The organism is Citrobacter sp. (genome assembly GCF_050252275.1).
Taxonomy (GTDB): Bacteria; Pseudomonadota; Gammaproteobacteria; order Enterobacterales; family Enterobacteriaceae; genus Citrobacter_A; species Citrobacter_A amalonaticus.
Genome location: NZ_JBFWLF010000088.1, coordinates 1 through 14,739, shown reverse-complemented (window position 1 = coordinate 14,739; position 14,739 = coordinate 1). Strand labels below are relative to the sequence as shown.

The 14,739-nt window shown below is 57.4% G+C and carries 13 protein-coding genes and 1 other RNA gene; 8 read left to right on the top strand and 6 right to left on the bottom strand.

The genetic code is table 11. The annotated features are described in order from the left end of the window. From AB7E14_RS09720 to dppA, 4 genes are all read right to left on the bottom strand, one after another. On the bottom strand, nt 1-620 hold a 620-nt coding region (locus AB7E14_RS09720), incomplete at its 3' end, for an ATP-binding cassette domain-containing protein (RefSeq protein WP_428169490.1). 10 nt (nt 621-630) lie between these two features. Continuing rightward, nucleotides 631-1,533, bottom strand: a complete 903-nt coding sequence (gene dppC, locus AB7E14_RS09715) for a dipeptide ABC transporter permease DppC (protein ID WP_042998555.1) — start codon at nt 1,531-1,533, stop codon at nt 631-633. Nucleotides 1,534-1,542: 9 nt separating this feature from the next. Then, nucleotides 1,543-2,562 carry a dipeptide ABC transporter permease DppB gene (gene dppB / locus AB7E14_RS09710; protein ID WP_042998556.1) on the bottom strand — a complete coding sequence of 340 codons (1,020 nt, stop codon included), beginning with the start codon at nt 2,560-2,562 and terminating at the stop codon, nt 1,543-1,545. A 160-nt stretch (nt 2,563-2,722) separates the two neighbouring features. Beyond that, entirely contained in the window at nt 2,723-4,330 is a 1,608-nt protein-coding gene (dppA, locus tag AB7E14_RS09705; RefSeq protein WP_044253744.1) for a dipeptide ABC transporter periplasmic-binding protein DppA, read from the bottom strand. Between the two features lie 625 nt (nt 4,331-4,955). Here dppA and AB7E14_RS09700 point away from each other — a divergent pair. After that, on the top strand, nt 4,956-5,864 hold the full coding sequence (locus AB7E14_RS09700; protein ID WP_316962387.1) for a LysR substrate-binding domain-containing protein: 909 nt from the start codon (nt 4,956-4,958) through the stop codon (nt 5,862-5,864). On the opposite strand, the gene AB7E14_RS09695 is transcribed toward AB7E14_RS09700, so the two are convergent. Continuing rightward, nucleotides 5,847-6,677 (bottom strand): DUF2877 domain-containing protein, encoded by an 831-nt coding sequence (locus AB7E14_RS09695; RefSeq protein WP_316962388.1) that lies wholly within the window; start codon nt 6,675-6,677, stop codon nt 5,847-5,849. The two genes, AB7E14_RS09700 and AB7E14_RS09695, sit on opposite strands and share 18 nt — an antisense overlap. Before the next feature lie 239 nt (nt 6,678-6,916). On the opposite strand from AB7E14_RS09695, the gene AB7E14_RS09690 reads away from it, so the two are divergent. The 7 genes from AB7E14_RS09690 (at nt 6,917) to AB7E14_RS09660 (ending at nt 14,227) form a co-directional block, all read left to right on the top strand. Further along, nucleotides 6,917-7,576 carry a cysteine hydrolase family protein gene (locus tag AB7E14_RS09690; RefSeq protein ID WP_316962389.1) on the top strand — a complete coding sequence of 220 codons (660 nt, stop codon included), beginning with the start codon at nt 6,917-6,919 and terminating at the stop codon, nt 7,574-7,576. A 71-nt stretch (nt 7,577-7,647) separates the two neighbouring features. Then, nucleotides 7,648-9,198, top strand: a complete 1,551-nt coding sequence (gene fdrA / locus AB7E14_RS09685; protein WP_316962390.1) for an acyl-CoA synthetase FdrA — start codon at nt 7,648-7,650, stop codon at nt 9,196-9,198. Nucleotides 9,199-9,201: 3 nt separating this feature from the next. Next, nucleotides 9,202-10,605: a DUF1116 domain-containing protein gene (locus tag AB7E14_RS09680; protein WP_428169489.1), complete on the top strand. Its 1,404-nt coding sequence runs from the start codon at nt 9,202-9,204 to the stop codon at nt 10,603-10,605. Continuing rightward, entirely contained in the window at nt 10,602-11,555 is a 954-nt protein-coding gene (locus AB7E14_RS09675) for a carbamate kinase (RefSeq protein ID WP_316962392.1), read from the top strand. Before AB7E14_RS09680 ends, AB7E14_RS09675 begins: the two co-directional genes overlap by 4 nt. Nucleotides 11,556-11,611: 56 nt before the next feature. Then, on the top strand, nt 11,612-12,007 hold the full coding sequence (locus AB7E14_RS09670; protein ID WP_316962394.1) for an allophanate hydrolase-related protein: 396 nt from the start codon (nt 11,612-11,614) through the stop codon (nt 12,005-12,007). 17 nt (nt 12,008-12,024) lie between these two features. Further along, complete coding sequence (locus tag AB7E14_RS09665; RefSeq protein ID WP_316962395.1) at nt 12,025-13,623, top strand: regulator; 1,599 nt, start codon at nt 12,025-12,027, stop codon at nt 13,621-13,623. A gap of 349 nt (nt 13,624-13,972) precedes the next feature. Then, nucleotides 13,973-14,227 (top strand): hypothetical protein, encoded by a 255-nt coding sequence (locus AB7E14_RS09660; RefSeq protein ID WP_428169488.1) that lies wholly within the window; start codon nt 13,973-13,975, stop codon nt 14,225-14,227. A gap of 351 nt (nt 14,228-14,578) precedes the next feature. Here the strand turns inward: AB7E14_RS09660 and AB7E14_RS09655 are convergent. After that, a non-coding RNA gene (locus tag AB7E14_RS09655) (RtT sRNA) lies at nt 14,579-14,711 on the bottom strand. Nucleotides 14,712-14,739: the final 28 nt, after the last annotated feature.

The following is a 14,739-nucleotide window of genomic DNA, read 5'->3' as shown; positions in this document are numbered from 1 at the left end:
CCCGCCAAGTTCACAGTCCGCTGCAGACCCAGCAGCAGCTCGCAGATTAGCGCCTGGATGGTCACGTCCAGCGCCGTCGTCGGTACATCGGCAATCAACAGCTTCGGTCGACAGGCAATAGCCATCGCGATCATCACGCGCTGGCTCATCCCACCGGAAAGCTGATGCGGATACACGTCCAGACGCGAGGCCGGATCGGGGATCCCCACCTGGTTCAGCAGGTCAATCGCCCGCTGACGACGGGTTTGCTTGTTACCGCCCTGATGCACCTTGATCGCTTCCATAATCTGGAAACCGACGGTGTAGCACGGATTCAGGCTGGTCATCGGGTCCTGGAAAATCATCGCCACTTCGGCGCCAACCAGATTACGGCGCTCTTTCTCAGAAATACGCTTCAGGTCCTGGCCGTTGAACAGCAGATTTTCCGCCATCACGCGGCCTGGATAATCAATCAGCCCCATAATCGCCAGCGAACTGACCGATTTTCCTGAGCCTGACTCACCGACAATACCAACCACTTCGCCCTGATTCACACTGTAGCTGATGCGGTCTACGGCGCGGAATTCGGAACCAACATCGCCGAAATGCACCGATAAGTTATCTACATTTAATAACGCCATCTCGAACCTCTTACTGCTTCAGTTTGGGATCGAGCGCGTCACGCAGACCGTCACCCATCAGGTTAAATGCCAGCACCGTCAGCAGGATCGCCAGACCCGGGAAGGTCACGACCCACCAGGCGCTTTGTGCGAACTGCAACACATCAGCGAGCATGGTGCCCCACTCCGGTGTTGGCGGTTGCGCACCCATGCCCAGGAAGCCAAGCGCGGCCATATCGAGAATGGCGTTAGAGAAACCGAGCGACGCCTGAACGATCAGCGGCGCAAGGCAGTTCGGGAAGATGTTGATGAACATCTGGCGCATCGCGCCGGCCCCCGCCACGCGGGAAGCGGTCACGTAGTCGCGGTTGACCTCCACCAGTACAGCGGCGCGCGTCAGTCGCACATAGTGAGGCAGCGCCACGAACGTCAGTGCCAGCGCGGCGTTACCAATCGAGGGACCGAAGACCGCCACCAGCACCAGCGCGAGCAGCAGGCTCGGCAGCGCCAGCATGATATCGACGATACGCATAATGATGTTATCAACGATGCCGCCGAAATACCCGGCCACAAGGCCCAGCACGACGCCCATCACCAGCGACAGCACCACCACCAGGCAGCCCACCAGCAGCGACAGACGCGCGCCATACATCAGGCGCGACAGGATATCGCGGCCCACGTCGTCAGTTCCCAGCAGATGCGCCAGCGTGCCGCCTTCCTGCCAGGCCGGCGGCGCCAGCAGGGTATCGCGGAACTGGTCTGCCGGGTTATACGGCGCCAGGAAGTTGGCGAATACCGCAATCAGGATCATGATCGCGACGTACACCAGCCCCACCACAGCGCCCTTGTTGCGTTTAAAATAGTGCCAGAACTCCTGCATCGGCGTCATCGGCACCGGCGCAGCAATAACTTTATTTTCAGTAACCTGTGACATGATGGCCCCTTACTTCTTATGACGAATACGCGGGTTCACCACGCCGTACAGCAGGTCGACCAGCAGGTTGACGAGAATAATCATCGTCGCCACCAGTAACACCCCACCCTGCACAACCGGATAATCGCGACGTTGCAGCGCATCAATCAGCCAGCGCCCAAGGCCAGGCCACGAGAAAATGGTTTCGGTCAGAATGGCGCCCGCCAGAAGCGTTCCCACCTGTAGACCAATCACGGTCACCACCGGCAGCATGGCGTTACGCAACGCGTGAATGATGATGACACGCATACGCGTCAGCCCTTTGGCGCGCGCGGTACGGATGTAATCTTCGCCCAGCACTTCCAGCATCGATGAACGAGTCATTCGCACAATCACTGCCAGAGGGATGGTGCCAAGCACCATCGCGGGCAGGATCATATGCACCACAGCATCAATGAAGTTGCCCTCTTCACCCCAGATTGCGGTGTCGATCAGCATAAAACCGGTCAACGGGTTCGAGTCATCAAGGAACACCATGTCGCTCACGCGCCCGGAGACGGGGGTCAGGTTGAGTTGCACGGAAACCAGCATGATCAGCATCATGCCCCACCAGAAGATCGGCATGGAATAGCCGGTCAGCGCCAGGCCAACAGCAGTATGATCGAAAATGGAACCGCGCTTAACGGCGGCCAGCACGCCCACGGGAATCCCCACGGCGGTAGCGAAAATCATGGCGCAGACACCCAGTTCCAGCGTCGCTTTAAAGCGAGGCACGAACTCGTCCCACACCGGTAAACGGCTTTTCAGCGAGATACCTAAATCACCATGCATAACCCCCCAGATGTAATGGAGGTACTGCTGCCACATCGGCTTATCGAGACCGAGTTCAGCCAACAGTTGAGCATGACGCTCAGGGGAGATACCACGCTCACCTGCCATGATCATCACCGGATCGCCGGGGATCATATGGACAAAAGCAAAGGTGAGAAGAGTGATACCGATAAACGTGGGGATGACGAGTCCCAAACGTCGGAGAATGAACTGCAACATAACCCGGATTCTCTCTAATGACGCACGGCCTGGAACCGTGAGTCTGTATTGCTCACAAATCTTATCCCCTCCTCAATGAGAAGGGGATAAAGCATTACTGCCGGGTGGCGCTACACGTACCGACTTAACGGTGCGTAGCGCTTACCTGGCGTTGCTTTTATTATTCGATAGAGACGTTTTCGAAGTGGTGTTTACCTAACGGATCAACCACATAGCCTTTGACTTCTTTACGCACTGGCTCGTACACGGTGGAGTGAGCCACGATCAGCGCCGGAGCCTGATCGTGCATCACGACCTGAGCCTGTTTGTAGAGTTCAATACGCTTGTTGTGGTCGTCGGTCGCACGCGCCGGTTGAATCAGATCTTCAAACGGCTTGTAGCACCAGCGAGAGTAGTTGGAACCGTCTTTCGCCGCCGCGCAGCTGAACAGGGTCGCGAAGAAGTTATCCGGATCCCCATTGTCGCCGGTCCAGCCCATCATTACCGCCTGATGCTCACCCGCTTTGGCGCGCTTCAGATACTCGCCCCACTCGTAGGTCACAATCTTGGCCTGAACGCCAATCTTCGCCCAGTCGGCCTGAACCATCTCAGCCATACGGCGGGCGTTCGGGTTGTACGGACGCTGTACTGGCATTGCCCACAGTTCAACGGTAAAGCCTTTATCCTGACCGGCTTCTTTCAGCAGGGCTTTCGCTTTCTCAGGATCGTAGGTGTAGTCTTTAACGTCGTCGTTATAGCCCCACATGGTTGGCGGGATCAGGTTCTTCGCCGCAACGCCAGCACCCTGATAAACGGCTTTGATGATCGCGTCTTTGTTCACCGCGTAGGTCAGCGCCTGACGTACTTTGACGTCATCAAACGGTTTCTTCTCGGTATTGAAAGAGAGATAGCCGACGTTCAGACCCGCCTGCTCCAGCAGGTTGATGTTTTTATCCTGCTTCATGCGCGCGATGTCAGCCGGGTTCGGGTATGGCATCACCTGGCATTCGTTCTTCTGCAGTTTGGCGTAACGCACGGACGCGTCAGGCGTGATGGAGAAGACCAGACGATCGATCTGCGGCTTAGTGCCCCAGTAACCTTCGAACGCTTTGTAGAGAATACGAGAGTCTTTCTGGTACTGCTGCAGCTGGAACGGACCGGTACCGATTGGGTTCAGGTCTACTTTTTCCGGCGAGCCAGCTTTCATCATATTGTCGGCATATTCTTTAGAAAGAATAGAGGCAAAGTCCATCGCCAGGTCAGCGAGGAACGGCGCTTCAGGACGCGTCAGCACGAACTGAACGGTGTTATCGTCCACTTTCTTCACTTCACTGATCAGGTCTTGCAGGCCCATGCCTTCAAAGTATTCATAGCTGCCGCCAGAGACTTTGTGGTACGGGTTCTGTGCGTTTTTCTGACGATCGAAAGAGAACACCACGTCATCGGCGTTGAAATCACGCGTCGGTTTGAACTCTTTATTGTCCTGCCACTTCACACCCTGACGCAGGTGGAAGGTGTAGGTTTTACCGTCTTCACTGATTTCCCACTTCTCAGCGAGGCCCGGAATAACTTCCGTGGTGCCGGTTTTGAATTCAACCAGACGGTTATAGATAGGTACTGAGCTGGCGTCATAGGTTGTGCCAGAGGTAAACAGCTGCGGGTTGAACCCTTCAGGTGAACCTTCTGAACAATAAACCAGAGTTTTAGCTTGTACACTTGCTGCGACAGTCATAGCCACAAGGCTCAGACCAAGCTTCAGCATCCCTGACTTCTTCAAGGAAATACTCATTCTTCTGCTCCAAATGTGATGTTGTTGTTTTACCCTTTGCAGTGGGTTTGCACCGCCTGGCCTTTTTTGTTTTTTAACCGGCTGGGTCGGCGTTAAGAGGTGGGGATTCCGTTCACATAAACGACTGAGTAGCAGCGCGGATTCTCCATGAAATGCCCCTCATGCCCTACAATCTGTCAACAGAATGTGAAAACGTCAATACAGGTATCCATGATTTACAACAACGGTGAGAATTAGCAAACAAAGATTAAAAAAACTTCGCACCGCTATTTCCAGCACGGAAAATTATGCTACCGGCAACCTGGCAGAATAATCGTCTTACTTCTCTCCCAAGACCAGTCATATCCATTTGTTGACGATATTTGAAATTTCTTGAGCAATGGCGAAGATATGAACGCTAAATGCCGAAAAGTTTACGCCTTTCAGCAAAAAATCCTGAGGCTTTCCATAAGTAGAGCGGAAAACCCACATCGGCTTTCATAATAAAATTCAATGAAAAATGTCACAAAATGGTGACGATGCGGTAAAAACGTTGCTAATTATCATTAACGAATTAAGTTCCAGTTTCTGCTGCGTAATTCTGATAGCCTGAGATCCCCTTACGGCGTTATCAGGAGGAAGGTTTATGCACATTACTGCCCAGGCTCTTCATGTGGTAATTACCACAGCGCGCTGTGGAAGTTTTGCGGCTGCAGCGGAAGAATTACATAAGGTCCCGACGGCCCTGAGCTACACCGTGCATAAACTGGAAAGCAGTCTGGGCGTGCGTTTATTTGAGCGCGATGGAAAACAACTGCGCCTGACGGAGGCTGGTCGCTTTTTTATTAAAAAGGGCGAACTGATCCTGGCGGAACTGGATGAATTAAGTTTTTCCACCCAGCGTATTTCTGCAGGCGTGGAAACACGGCTGAGTCTGTCGCTAAATAACATCATCAGCCTGAAACCTATTTATGAATTATTGCACGAGAGCGAGTGCCATTTTCCCCAAACCGAAATTCATATTTCCATTGATGTGCATGACGGCGTCTGGGACGCGTTACTGGATAAACGCGCGGATATCGCCATTGGCGCGCCAAATTTAAAAGCCGGTAATGAAATTCGCTGTGAAGATATCGGCACCGCGGAATGGGTGTTCGCCATCAGCCCGGATCATCCGCTGGCCGCGTACCAGCGCCCGCTGCGCGCCGAGGATTTACGCCCGTGGCCGGCGGTCTGTATACGCGACACCTCGGTGCGGCTGGAGCCGAAAGTCGCCTGGCTGCTGCGTGGTCAAAAAGCGCTGGTGGCCCCGGATTACCACAGCAAGATCGCTATGCATCTGGCGGGGCTGGGGATTGGTTTTCTGCCGTATCACATCTGCAAGCCCTGGCTGGATGACGGTCGCTTAGTCTGCATGACCATCGAAGAAGCCAAACAGCCGACGCCGCTCTATCTTGCCTGGTCGTCGGAACATTCGCGCCCGTGTTTTTCCTGGTGGATGGAACAGCTACGCAAGCCGGAAATCCAGCAGCAGTTTCTACAGCCACTGGCCTGACAGCGCGCGCAGTGTAAAGAACAGACCAGTTAACATGTCGTGGCCGGACGAATGGCCGTATTCCGCCACGCGCAATAACCGATGATTCAGCGATATATTGCCAGGCGTGGTCAGCGCCAGCAGTTGCTCTCCGAAATGCCCGCGGCAGCCGTAGTACAGCATTGCCCGGCTGATAGTGGTGGTGCGATCCAACAGAGCGGTTATTGCCGTCGCCAGGTCATCAATCCGGCGATGACGTGTCGCTTTCAGCGCAAACAACATGCCCAGCAAAAAATCATCCCCGGATGGCGTCAGGCCCGCGCCCGCGCCGATCAGCGTTTTTAGCGCGTCACCCGGCGCTTGCGCGTCATCATCCAGCCAGGCCGCCAACTGCCGCACCGCCTGCAACATACGTTCATTGCTGCTGTGCAGAATATTCCAGATGCCGTACTCCGGCGCGATGACGGGCAAAAATACCCGCAGTTGCGCCAGTAAGTTTTCCGGGAAAACCGCATCGTGCGGTACGCGGGTGGACTGGCAGGGAATGTTTGTCAGCGTTAAACGGCAGTCCGCAGCGGCAAACGTACCGTCCGTCTGCCGCCTCAGCGTCTCGCCAGTCGAAAACCGCAGGCGCAAATCCGCGCACGCCATCCGCACCGCACCCGGGGCCAGCGGGGTATCCTGCGTTAACAGCGTTACTAACTGATTGTCCGGCGTGGTGAGATTGCAGGCATGATGAAACACCGAGTGCACCACCAGCGCCCCGCCGTTCAGCTGCTGCGGCACGCTGTCGCACATCACAATGGCCGTTAAATCGTTCAGTTTTCCGTTCACGTTTCCCCGCCTTTTTTTATCGCGATCACAAATTCGCGCTTTGCTTTTTCCACGTTTGACGTAATGGTCTATGGGCGTTGTTTTCGCCAGGCCAGAGGCCGCAAGGTCTGAGCCATTGTGCCTGCAATAAAACCTCGCTGCCCTCAGTTTTTTTGAGGGTGAAGCAGAAATCCTTTTTGGGCGCGCGCCATGACGCTTTCCTACACTGACCAAAGAACATACACCAGCAAGGAGCAGGTATGAAAACCCTTGATGCACAACCTTTTGCGTACTCGTTCGACCCGGCGGCCACTGCGCTTATCGTTATCGATATGCAACGCGATTTCGTCGAGCCCCACGGCTTTGGTGAAGCGCTGGGCAACGACGTTTCCCTGCTGCGCCGGGCGATTGAGCCCTGTCGCCGCCTGCTTGAAGCGGCTCGCCACGCCGGATTATTTGTGGTGCACACCCGCGAAGGGCACCGCCCGGATCTCAGCAACTGCCCAACTGCAAAACTCACGCGCGGCGGCAAAACCTTTATCGGCCAACAGGGCAGCATGGGACGCATTCTGATCCAGGGCGAACCCGGTCACGATATTATTCCCGAACTCTATCCTCAGGCAGGCGAGCCGATTATTGATAAGCCCGGAAAAGGGGCATTCTTCGCCACCGATCTTCATCTCATTCTTCAGGCCCGTGGCATTACGTCGCTGATTATTTGCGGCGTCACCACGGAAGTCTGTGTTCAAACCACTGCCAGGGAAGCCAATGACCGGGGCTATGAAGTGCTCATCCCCGAAGATTGCTGCGCTTCGTATTTTCCGGAATTTCACCGGGCCGCCCTTGAGATGATCAAAGCCCAGGGCGCGATTGTTGGCTGGGTGAGCGACGCCGACGCCGTCATCGACGCCCTGCGTTAATCCCCCCGCTAAGGCTGTTTTTCTGCGCCGCGCGCTGCGGTGCAGGCCCCTTATTATCTCAGGAACTGATAATGAAACTGCATTGCAAGAGTTACCCCAACCTGTACAAAGACTCGGTTTCTTTGATGCAGGTCTCCGCCAAACTTAACGCCTTTGAAGGCGTAAGCCAGGCGTCGGTAGCGATGGCCACCGACGCTAACATCGAGCGGATGCGCGACGCCGGGATGAACATTGAGATGGATGCCCGGCCAAACGATCTGCTGATCGCCCTGATGGCGGACGACGAAACTGGCGCAGCGGCGCTGGAGATGGCCGACGCGCTATTGCGCCCGGATAACAGCCGCGACGGCCAGCAGAGCCTTGAACAGCGCCAGCCAACCAGCATAAGCATGGGTGTGGAAGACCAGCCGGACGCCACGCTGGCGCTGATCTCCGTGCCGGGCCGCTATGCGGGCGGCGAAGCGATGAAAGCCTTGCAGAACGGTCTGAACGTGATGTTGTTCAGTGACAATGTGCCGGAAGACGAAGAGCGAGCCATCAAAGAGTACGCCGCCGGACAGGGCCTGCTGGTGATGGGCCCGGACTGCGGCACCGCTATCGTTAACCACCTCCCCCTCGGCTTCGCGAACGTAATCCGCCCTGGCGCGATTGGCCTGGTAGCGGCCTCAGGCACCGGGCTTCAGGAAGTGAGCTGTGCCATCCACCACCTGGGCGAAGGCGTTTCCCAGGCGCTGGGCACCGGCGGGCGCGATCTGCATGACGAGATTGGCGGCCTGAGCATGATCCAGGCGATCCGCATGCTGGCCGACGATCCCGATACTCAACTGATTACCCTGATTTCTAAACCCCCCGCACCTGCGGTCGCCGGGACGGTGCTGCGTCTCGCCGCAGGCTGCGGCAAGCCGGTAGTGGTGCATTTCCTCGGCGCAGACCATCAGGAGATTACCCGCTACGACGTAACGGCAGCCAGTAGCCTGCAACACGCCGCTGCCGTCTCCGTAGCGGTACTGCGCGGGCAAACCCCGCCTGCGCCGGAAGACCTGACGCCACAGCAGAGCGATCGGCTGCGCATTGAAGCCGGGAAAATGGCCGCCGGGCAGCGTGATATTCGCGGCGTGTTCGCCGGAGGAACCTTCTGCTACGAGGCCCAACTGGCGCTGATTGCCGCCGGTTTAACCTGCGAGTCCAACTCGCCAGTTAAAGGCGCAACGCCGCTTCACGACAGCCATTGCGGCCAGGGCCATAGCTTTGTGGACATGGGCGACGATGAATTCACCCAGGGCCGCCCGCATCCGATGATCGACCCGACCCTGCGCGATGAGCGTTTAAAACGCGAGGCCGCCAGCCCGGAAACCGCCGTGCTGCTATTTGACGTGGTGCTCGGCTACGGCGCCAGCGCCGCTCCATGTGCCGGGCTGCTGCCGCTGTTACGCGAAGCGCAACAGAACGCCCAACAGCAGGGCCGTCACTTGCTGATTATCGCCCACGTTTGCGGCACCGAACGCGACCCACAGTCGCGCCAGCAGCAGATCGCCGCGCTCACCGACGCAGGTGTGCTCGTCGCAGACAGCAACGTACAGGCCGCACAGATGGCGGCGTTTGTCGCTCAATTACGGAAATAGATTATGACTACGCTTTTTGAAAAACCGCTCAACGTGATCAGCCTGGGGCTGAGCAGTTTTGCCGACAATTTACGCGACGCGGGCGGCGATGTGTTGCACCTGAACTGGAAACCGGTCGCCGATGGCGACGCACAGGCCAACTGGCAACTCGCCACGCTGCTTAACGATCCGCGCATTAACACCGCCAACGAACAGGCTATCGCCCGCTATCTGGAGGCGCAGCCGGAACTGGTGGGCGTCAGTACCGCCAGCGCGGCGATCCCGGCGCTTAACGGCCAAAAGCGCATCCTCCACTCCGGCCCGCCTATCGCCTGGCAGGCGATGTGTGGCCCGGTGCAGGGCGCTATCGCCGGTGCGATTGTTTACGAAGGCTGGGCCAGCGATGTCGACCAGGCGATGGTAATGGCGGCGCGCGGCGATATCGCGCTGGAGCCTTGCCATCACTACGGCGCGGTTGGCCCGATGGCGGGGATTATCAGCCCGTCGATGCCGGTTTGGGTGGTGGAAAACCGCACTCACGGCAACCGCACCTTCTGTAACTTCAACGAAGGGCTGGGCAAAGTTTTACGCTTTGGCGCGAACGGCGAAGAGGTATTAACCCGCCTGCGCTGGATGGGCGATGTGTTAGCCCCGGCGCTTGCTAAAGCGCTGGAAAGCACCGGCAGCATTGAACTGAAGCCGATGATTGCCCAGGCGCTGCATATGGGCGACGAGTGCCATAACCGTAACGCCGCCGCCAGCGGTCTGTTCTTCAAGCGTATGGCCCCGACGCTGGCGCGCATTGAAAACGGCCCGGAGGCGCTGGAATTTATCGCTACCAACGATCACTTCTTCCTGAACCTGTCGATGGCGGGCTGTAAAGCGATGCTTGACGCCGCGCGCGATGTGCCGTTCAGCTCGATGGTCACGGTAATGGCGCGTAACGGCGTTAATTTTGGCATTCAGCTTTCCGGCACCGGCAGCCGCTGGTTCCAGGCCCCGGCCAACCCGGTGGATGGCCTGTTCTTCCCCGGCTTTAGCGTGGAAGACGCGGCGGCGGATCTCGGCGATTCAGCCATCACGGAAACCGCGGGCATCGGCGGCTTCGCGATGGCGGCCTCTCCGGCGATTGTTAAATTCGTCGGCGGTACGCCGGTGGACGCGACCCGTCACAGCATGACCATGCAGGAAATCACCCTGACGCAAAACCCGGCCTTTACCCTGCCCGCGCTTAACTTCGCCGGTTCCGGAAGCGGCATCGACGCGCGTCGGGTCATCGACCGCAATATCCTGCCCGTCATTAATACCGGGATTGCCCATAAACGTGCAGGCGTGGGCCAGATCGGTGCAGGCATCACCACCGCGCCGCTGCCGTGCTTTATTGAAGCCCTCGCCGCGCTGGCGGAAACCCTGGAGGGGAAACCATGAGCCAGAAAAAAATCGCCGTTGTCGCGGTGGGGGGTAACGCGCTGATCCGCAGCCGCGATGCCGTATCGCTGGACGCGCAGTACCAGGCAGTCAAAGAAACCGCCCATCACGTAGTGGCGCTGATCGAAGCGGGCTGGCGCGTGGTGCTGACCCACGGCAACGGTCCCCAAGTGGGGTTCATCCTGCGGCGCAGCGAAATCGCCCGTGACGATGTGCCGGTGGTGCCGCTGGAATACGCGGTGGGCGATACCCAGGGCGCGATTGGCTTTATGTTCCAGAACGCGCTGTACAACGAATTGCAACGACGCGGCATCAGCGACACGCCGGTGAGCGCGCTGGTCACCCAGACGCTGATCGACCCCACCGACCCGGCGTTTAACGCGCCGGACAAACCCATCGGCGCGCATATGGATCGCGACGTGGCGGAAAAACTGGCCGCCAGCCAAGGGTGGAAAATCGCCGAAGATGCCGGGCGCGGCTGGCGGCGCGTGGTGGCCTCGCCCAAGCCGCTGCAAATCATTGAAAGCCCGGTGATTCGCCGCCTGCTGGAGGAAAATGTGCTGGTGGTGGCCTGCGGCGGCGGCGGCATTCCGGTTTACCGCAACGAAGATGGCACGCTCAGCGCCGCACAGGCGGTGATCGATAAAGACCGCGCCTCTGCACTGCTGGCACAGGAATTGAATGCCGACATGCTGCTCATTCCTACCGGGGTGGAGCAGGTGGCGATCAATTTCGGCACGCCTGAACAACACTGGCTCGACACACTGACCTGCCAACAGGCGCAGGCGCTGCTGGATTCCGGCGAATTCGGCGCGGGCAGTATGGCTCCAAAAGTCGAGGCAATTGTTAGCTGGCTACGTCACGCACCGGGTAAAACCGGGATTATTACCAGTCCGGAAGCCATGGGTGAGGCCGTCGCAGGCCGCAAAGGCACGCGTATTACCGATTGATTAAGTACTTTTTCCCGACACCAGGGGACCCATTTCTACACACTTAAGGAACAGTAATGATGAACGGCAACATTCTTCTGGCAGTAAACGGCACGCTGATGCGGGGGCTGAAGCTCAACCCCAATATGCTGGCGGTCGGTGCCGAATTTGTCAGCAGCGCCAACACCGCGCCGTGTTACCGCTGCTGGACTATCAATGACGATCACCCCGGAATGCTACGCACGCCAGGCGAAGGCGCACCTATCGCGCTGGAGCTGTGGGCGGTGCCGCCTGCCGGGCTGGGTCAAATCCTGCAAAACGAACCAGCCGGATTGTGTATCGGCAAAGTGGCGCTGGACGACGGGCGCGAGGTGCTAGGGGTGTTAGCGGAGCCCTGGCTGGTTGAAGGTCAAAAGGAAATTACTGAACTGGGAGGCTGGCGCGCGTACACCGGCCAGCTCCTGGACGAATAACAGATAAGGAGAGCATCATGGGTTCTCAGTCTTCTGCTTTTCGCCCCAAACTCTGGGTGCCGGGCGATCTTAACGCCTTTTTCGGGCTATTCACTAACGTGCTGTTAAACGTGCTGGTCCTGAGCGGACTGGCGCTGTACGTGGCGCAAATCCCGGCGGAAACGGTGTTTGGCCGTATTCTGCCTGCGCTGGGGATCGCTCTGCCTCTCGGCAACCTGTTTTACGCCTGGCTCGCCTGGAAACTGGCGAAGCGCGAAGGGCGCAGCGATGTCACCGCGCTGCCTTACGGTCCCAGCGTGCCGCATATGTTTATCGTGGTGTTCGTGGTGATGCTGCCGACGCTGCTGATCCACAAAGACTGGATGCTGGCCTGGAAGCTCGGGCTGATCTGGGCGATGATCGTCGGCGTGATTGTGCTGGCTGGGGTGATTGTCGGGCCAACCATCCGTAAATACACGCCGCGCGCCGCCATGCTGGGCACGCTGGCCGGGATTGCGATTGCGTTTATCGCCATGCGACCAGCGTATCAGATGTTTGATACCGCGTGGATTGGCGTAGTCTGCTTCGCCATCATCCTGCTGAACTGGGTCGGTAACGTGCGTTTACCGTTTGGTTTACCGGGCGGCCTGGCGGTAGTGCTGGTGGGCTGTCTGCTGGGCTGGGGCGCAACTCTGCTGGGCTTTAGCGACATTATGAACCCGGCAGCAGTAGGCGAAGCGGCACAGCGCTTCTCGTTGCATCTGCCGTCGATTTCCGGGGATGTGTTCTCGGTGCCGATGGAGCTGGTGTGGCCGCTGCTAGTGACCGCCATCCCGTTGGGTATTTTCAACTTCACCGAAATCCTCAATAACGTCGAATCCGCAGCCGTGGGCGGCGATAGCTACAACCTGCGCGCGGTACTGGCGGCAGACGGCGTGGGCGCTATCGTCGGCGCGCTGCTGGGCTCGCCGTTCCCACCGGCTGTGTATATCGGCCATCCGGGCTGGAAAGCCATGGGCGGGCGCATCGGTTACTCCCTCGGCACCGGTATCTGCATGGCGCTGGTGTGCTTCCTCGGCTTAACCGCCCTGCTGCTGTCGATCATTCCACTGGTGGCCATTGTGCCAATCCTGCTGTTTATCGGGCTGGTAATTGGCGCGCAGGCGTTCCAGGTGTCGCCAAAACGCCATGCTCCGGCGATTGTGCTGGCGCTGGTGCCGAACATCGCCGAATGGGCGAAAACCCAGGTGGATGGCGCGCTGTCTGCGGCGGGCGCCAATCCCGTGCAGTTACCGGCAGAGATCGCGGCCAGTATGGCGAACAACGGTGTGCTGTATCACGGCATGGCGACCACCGGCGGCGGCGCGGTGCTGGCAGGACTGATGCTCGGGGCGATTGCGGCGTTTATTATCGACCGGCGCTTTAACTGGGCGGCAGTCTATTCCGCCGCCGCCACCATCTTGTCGTTCTTCGGCTTTATTCACGGGCACCAGATGGCGTTTAACGCCTCGCCGACCGTGACCTTTGGCTATGGCGTCGCCACGATTATCTTCATCGTGATGGCCCTGCAACAAAGCAAAGCCGACGGCAAAACCGACTGGTCGCCGATTGATAACGGCGACGAGCCGATGCATTAAGTATTATCCTGCCCCGTTAAATAACGGGGCTTTTTAATTAACCGCTAAAAACATCGGGCTTTTATTAAATCGGAATTTCTGCATGGGCGGTAATAAGATACTGGTGTAAAACGTACCGTCAGTCCCCTACCTCTGTAACTAAATGGATTTACTATAAAGGATTATAAGGAATCGCTCTGTCTGGATATCTGGTTATACGGTCATTTCTGGCCTGCTCTTTCTGTTATCGTTTTCTTTACATGCCGCCACACAGGAAGAGATTCGTTGGCTGCATACGGCGGACACCGTGGGCAGTACGACGGTTTGTCGTGCCGTTCTCAGCGCAGTTGAAGCCCGGAAAACCCCCGCAATGATCCTGAATATGACAGGGCGCGTGGCGGAACAAATGGAATTAACCGGGAAGTATGACATCGAGTTGTCCTACTCGCTGGAACAGGCTGAGTCCCCTTTTATTACTTATCACTACACACAATCCATTTCTGTTAGCGATGACCGTGAGCATGCGAAAATCGATCCTGACAGCATCGTGGTTTCTATGCCTTCCGCCAGGGATCGCGAACCTGCTCTGGCCGCAGAACTACGTAAACATGCTGTATTTGATTAAAAACTTCGCTATATCGAAATCACAGAATTTCCTTCTTATTTTATTCGTCCTGAACCTGGCGTTAGCCCTACTAATATGGGCGTCACGTATTGCCGAAAACTCAAATGATGTCATTAATGTTTGATGACCTGGCGCAGTTTGATTATTAATCTGGATCGATGCGCCTCGCCTTATCACAAACGACGGTTGTGTCAGAGACAGGGCCATCCCGCAGGACAGGTTTTTATCGCCTGTTTGTGTTTGACGCCCAGGGCGACTGGAAAAGCAACTCGTTTCACTATGACCCGGAGGTTCTCATCCTCCCAGGCTTCGAATGCAAAAAGCCCTGCTCGTTGAGCAGGGCTTAAAATTTGGTCGGTGATAGAGGATGACTCGCCACGTCGTGGCTCGCCCTGCGGGCCGTTGCTGTCGCAACGTTCTCTCGCTCCGCTCGAGTCGAACCTCTTCCCCCGGAGGTTCTCATCCTCCCAGGCTCCGAATGCAAAAAGCCCTGCTCGTTGAGCAGGGTTTTG

What these genes read in the sequence shown, in the direction of transcription:
- dppC (WP_042998555.1), bottom strand. Translation starts at nt 1,533, where the DNA reads ATGTCACAGGTTACTGAAAATAAAGTTATTGCTGCGCCGGTGCCGATG.
- fdrA (WP_316962390.1), top strand. Translation starts at nt 7,648, where the DNA reads ATGAAACTGCATTGCAAGAGTTACCCCAACCTGTACAAAGACTCGGTT.
- AB7E14_RS09670 (WP_316962394.1), top strand. Translation starts at nt 11,612, where the DNA reads ATGATGAACGGCAACATTCTTCTGGCAGTAAACGGCACGCTGATGCGG.
- AB7E14_RS09665 (WP_316962395.1), top strand. Translation starts at nt 12,025, where the DNA reads ATGGGTTCTCAGTCTTCTGCTTTTCGCCCCAAACTCTGGGTGCCGGGC.
- dppB (WP_042998556.1), bottom strand. Translation starts at nt 2,562, where the DNA reads ATGTTGCAGTTCATTCTCCGACGTTTGGGACTCGTCATCCCCACGTTT.
- AB7E14_RS09690 (WP_316962389.1), top strand. Translation starts at nt 6,917, where the DNA reads ATGAAAACCCTTGATGCACAACCTTTTGCGTACTCGTTCGACCCGGCG.
- AB7E14_RS09680 (WP_428169489.1), top strand. Translation starts at nt 9,202, where the DNA reads ATGACTACGCTTTTTGAAAAACCGCTCAACGTGATCAGCCTGGGGCTG.
- AB7E14_RS09700 (WP_316962387.1), top strand. Translation starts at nt 4,956, where the DNA reads ATGCACATTACTGCCCAGGCTCTTCATGTGGTAATTACCACAGCGCGC.
- AB7E14_RS09675 (WP_316962392.1), top strand. Translation starts at nt 10,602, where the DNA reads ATGAGCCAGAAAAAAATCGCCGTTGTCGCGGTGGGGGGTAACGCGCTG.
- dppA (WP_044253744.1), bottom strand. Translation starts at nt 4,330, where the DNA reads ATGAGTATTTCCTTGAAGAAGTCAGGGATGCTGAAGCTTGGTCTGAGC.
- AB7E14_RS09660 (WP_428169488.1), top strand. Translation starts at nt 13,973, where the DNA reads ATGATCCTGAATATGACAGGGCGCGTGGCGGAACAAATGGAATTAACC.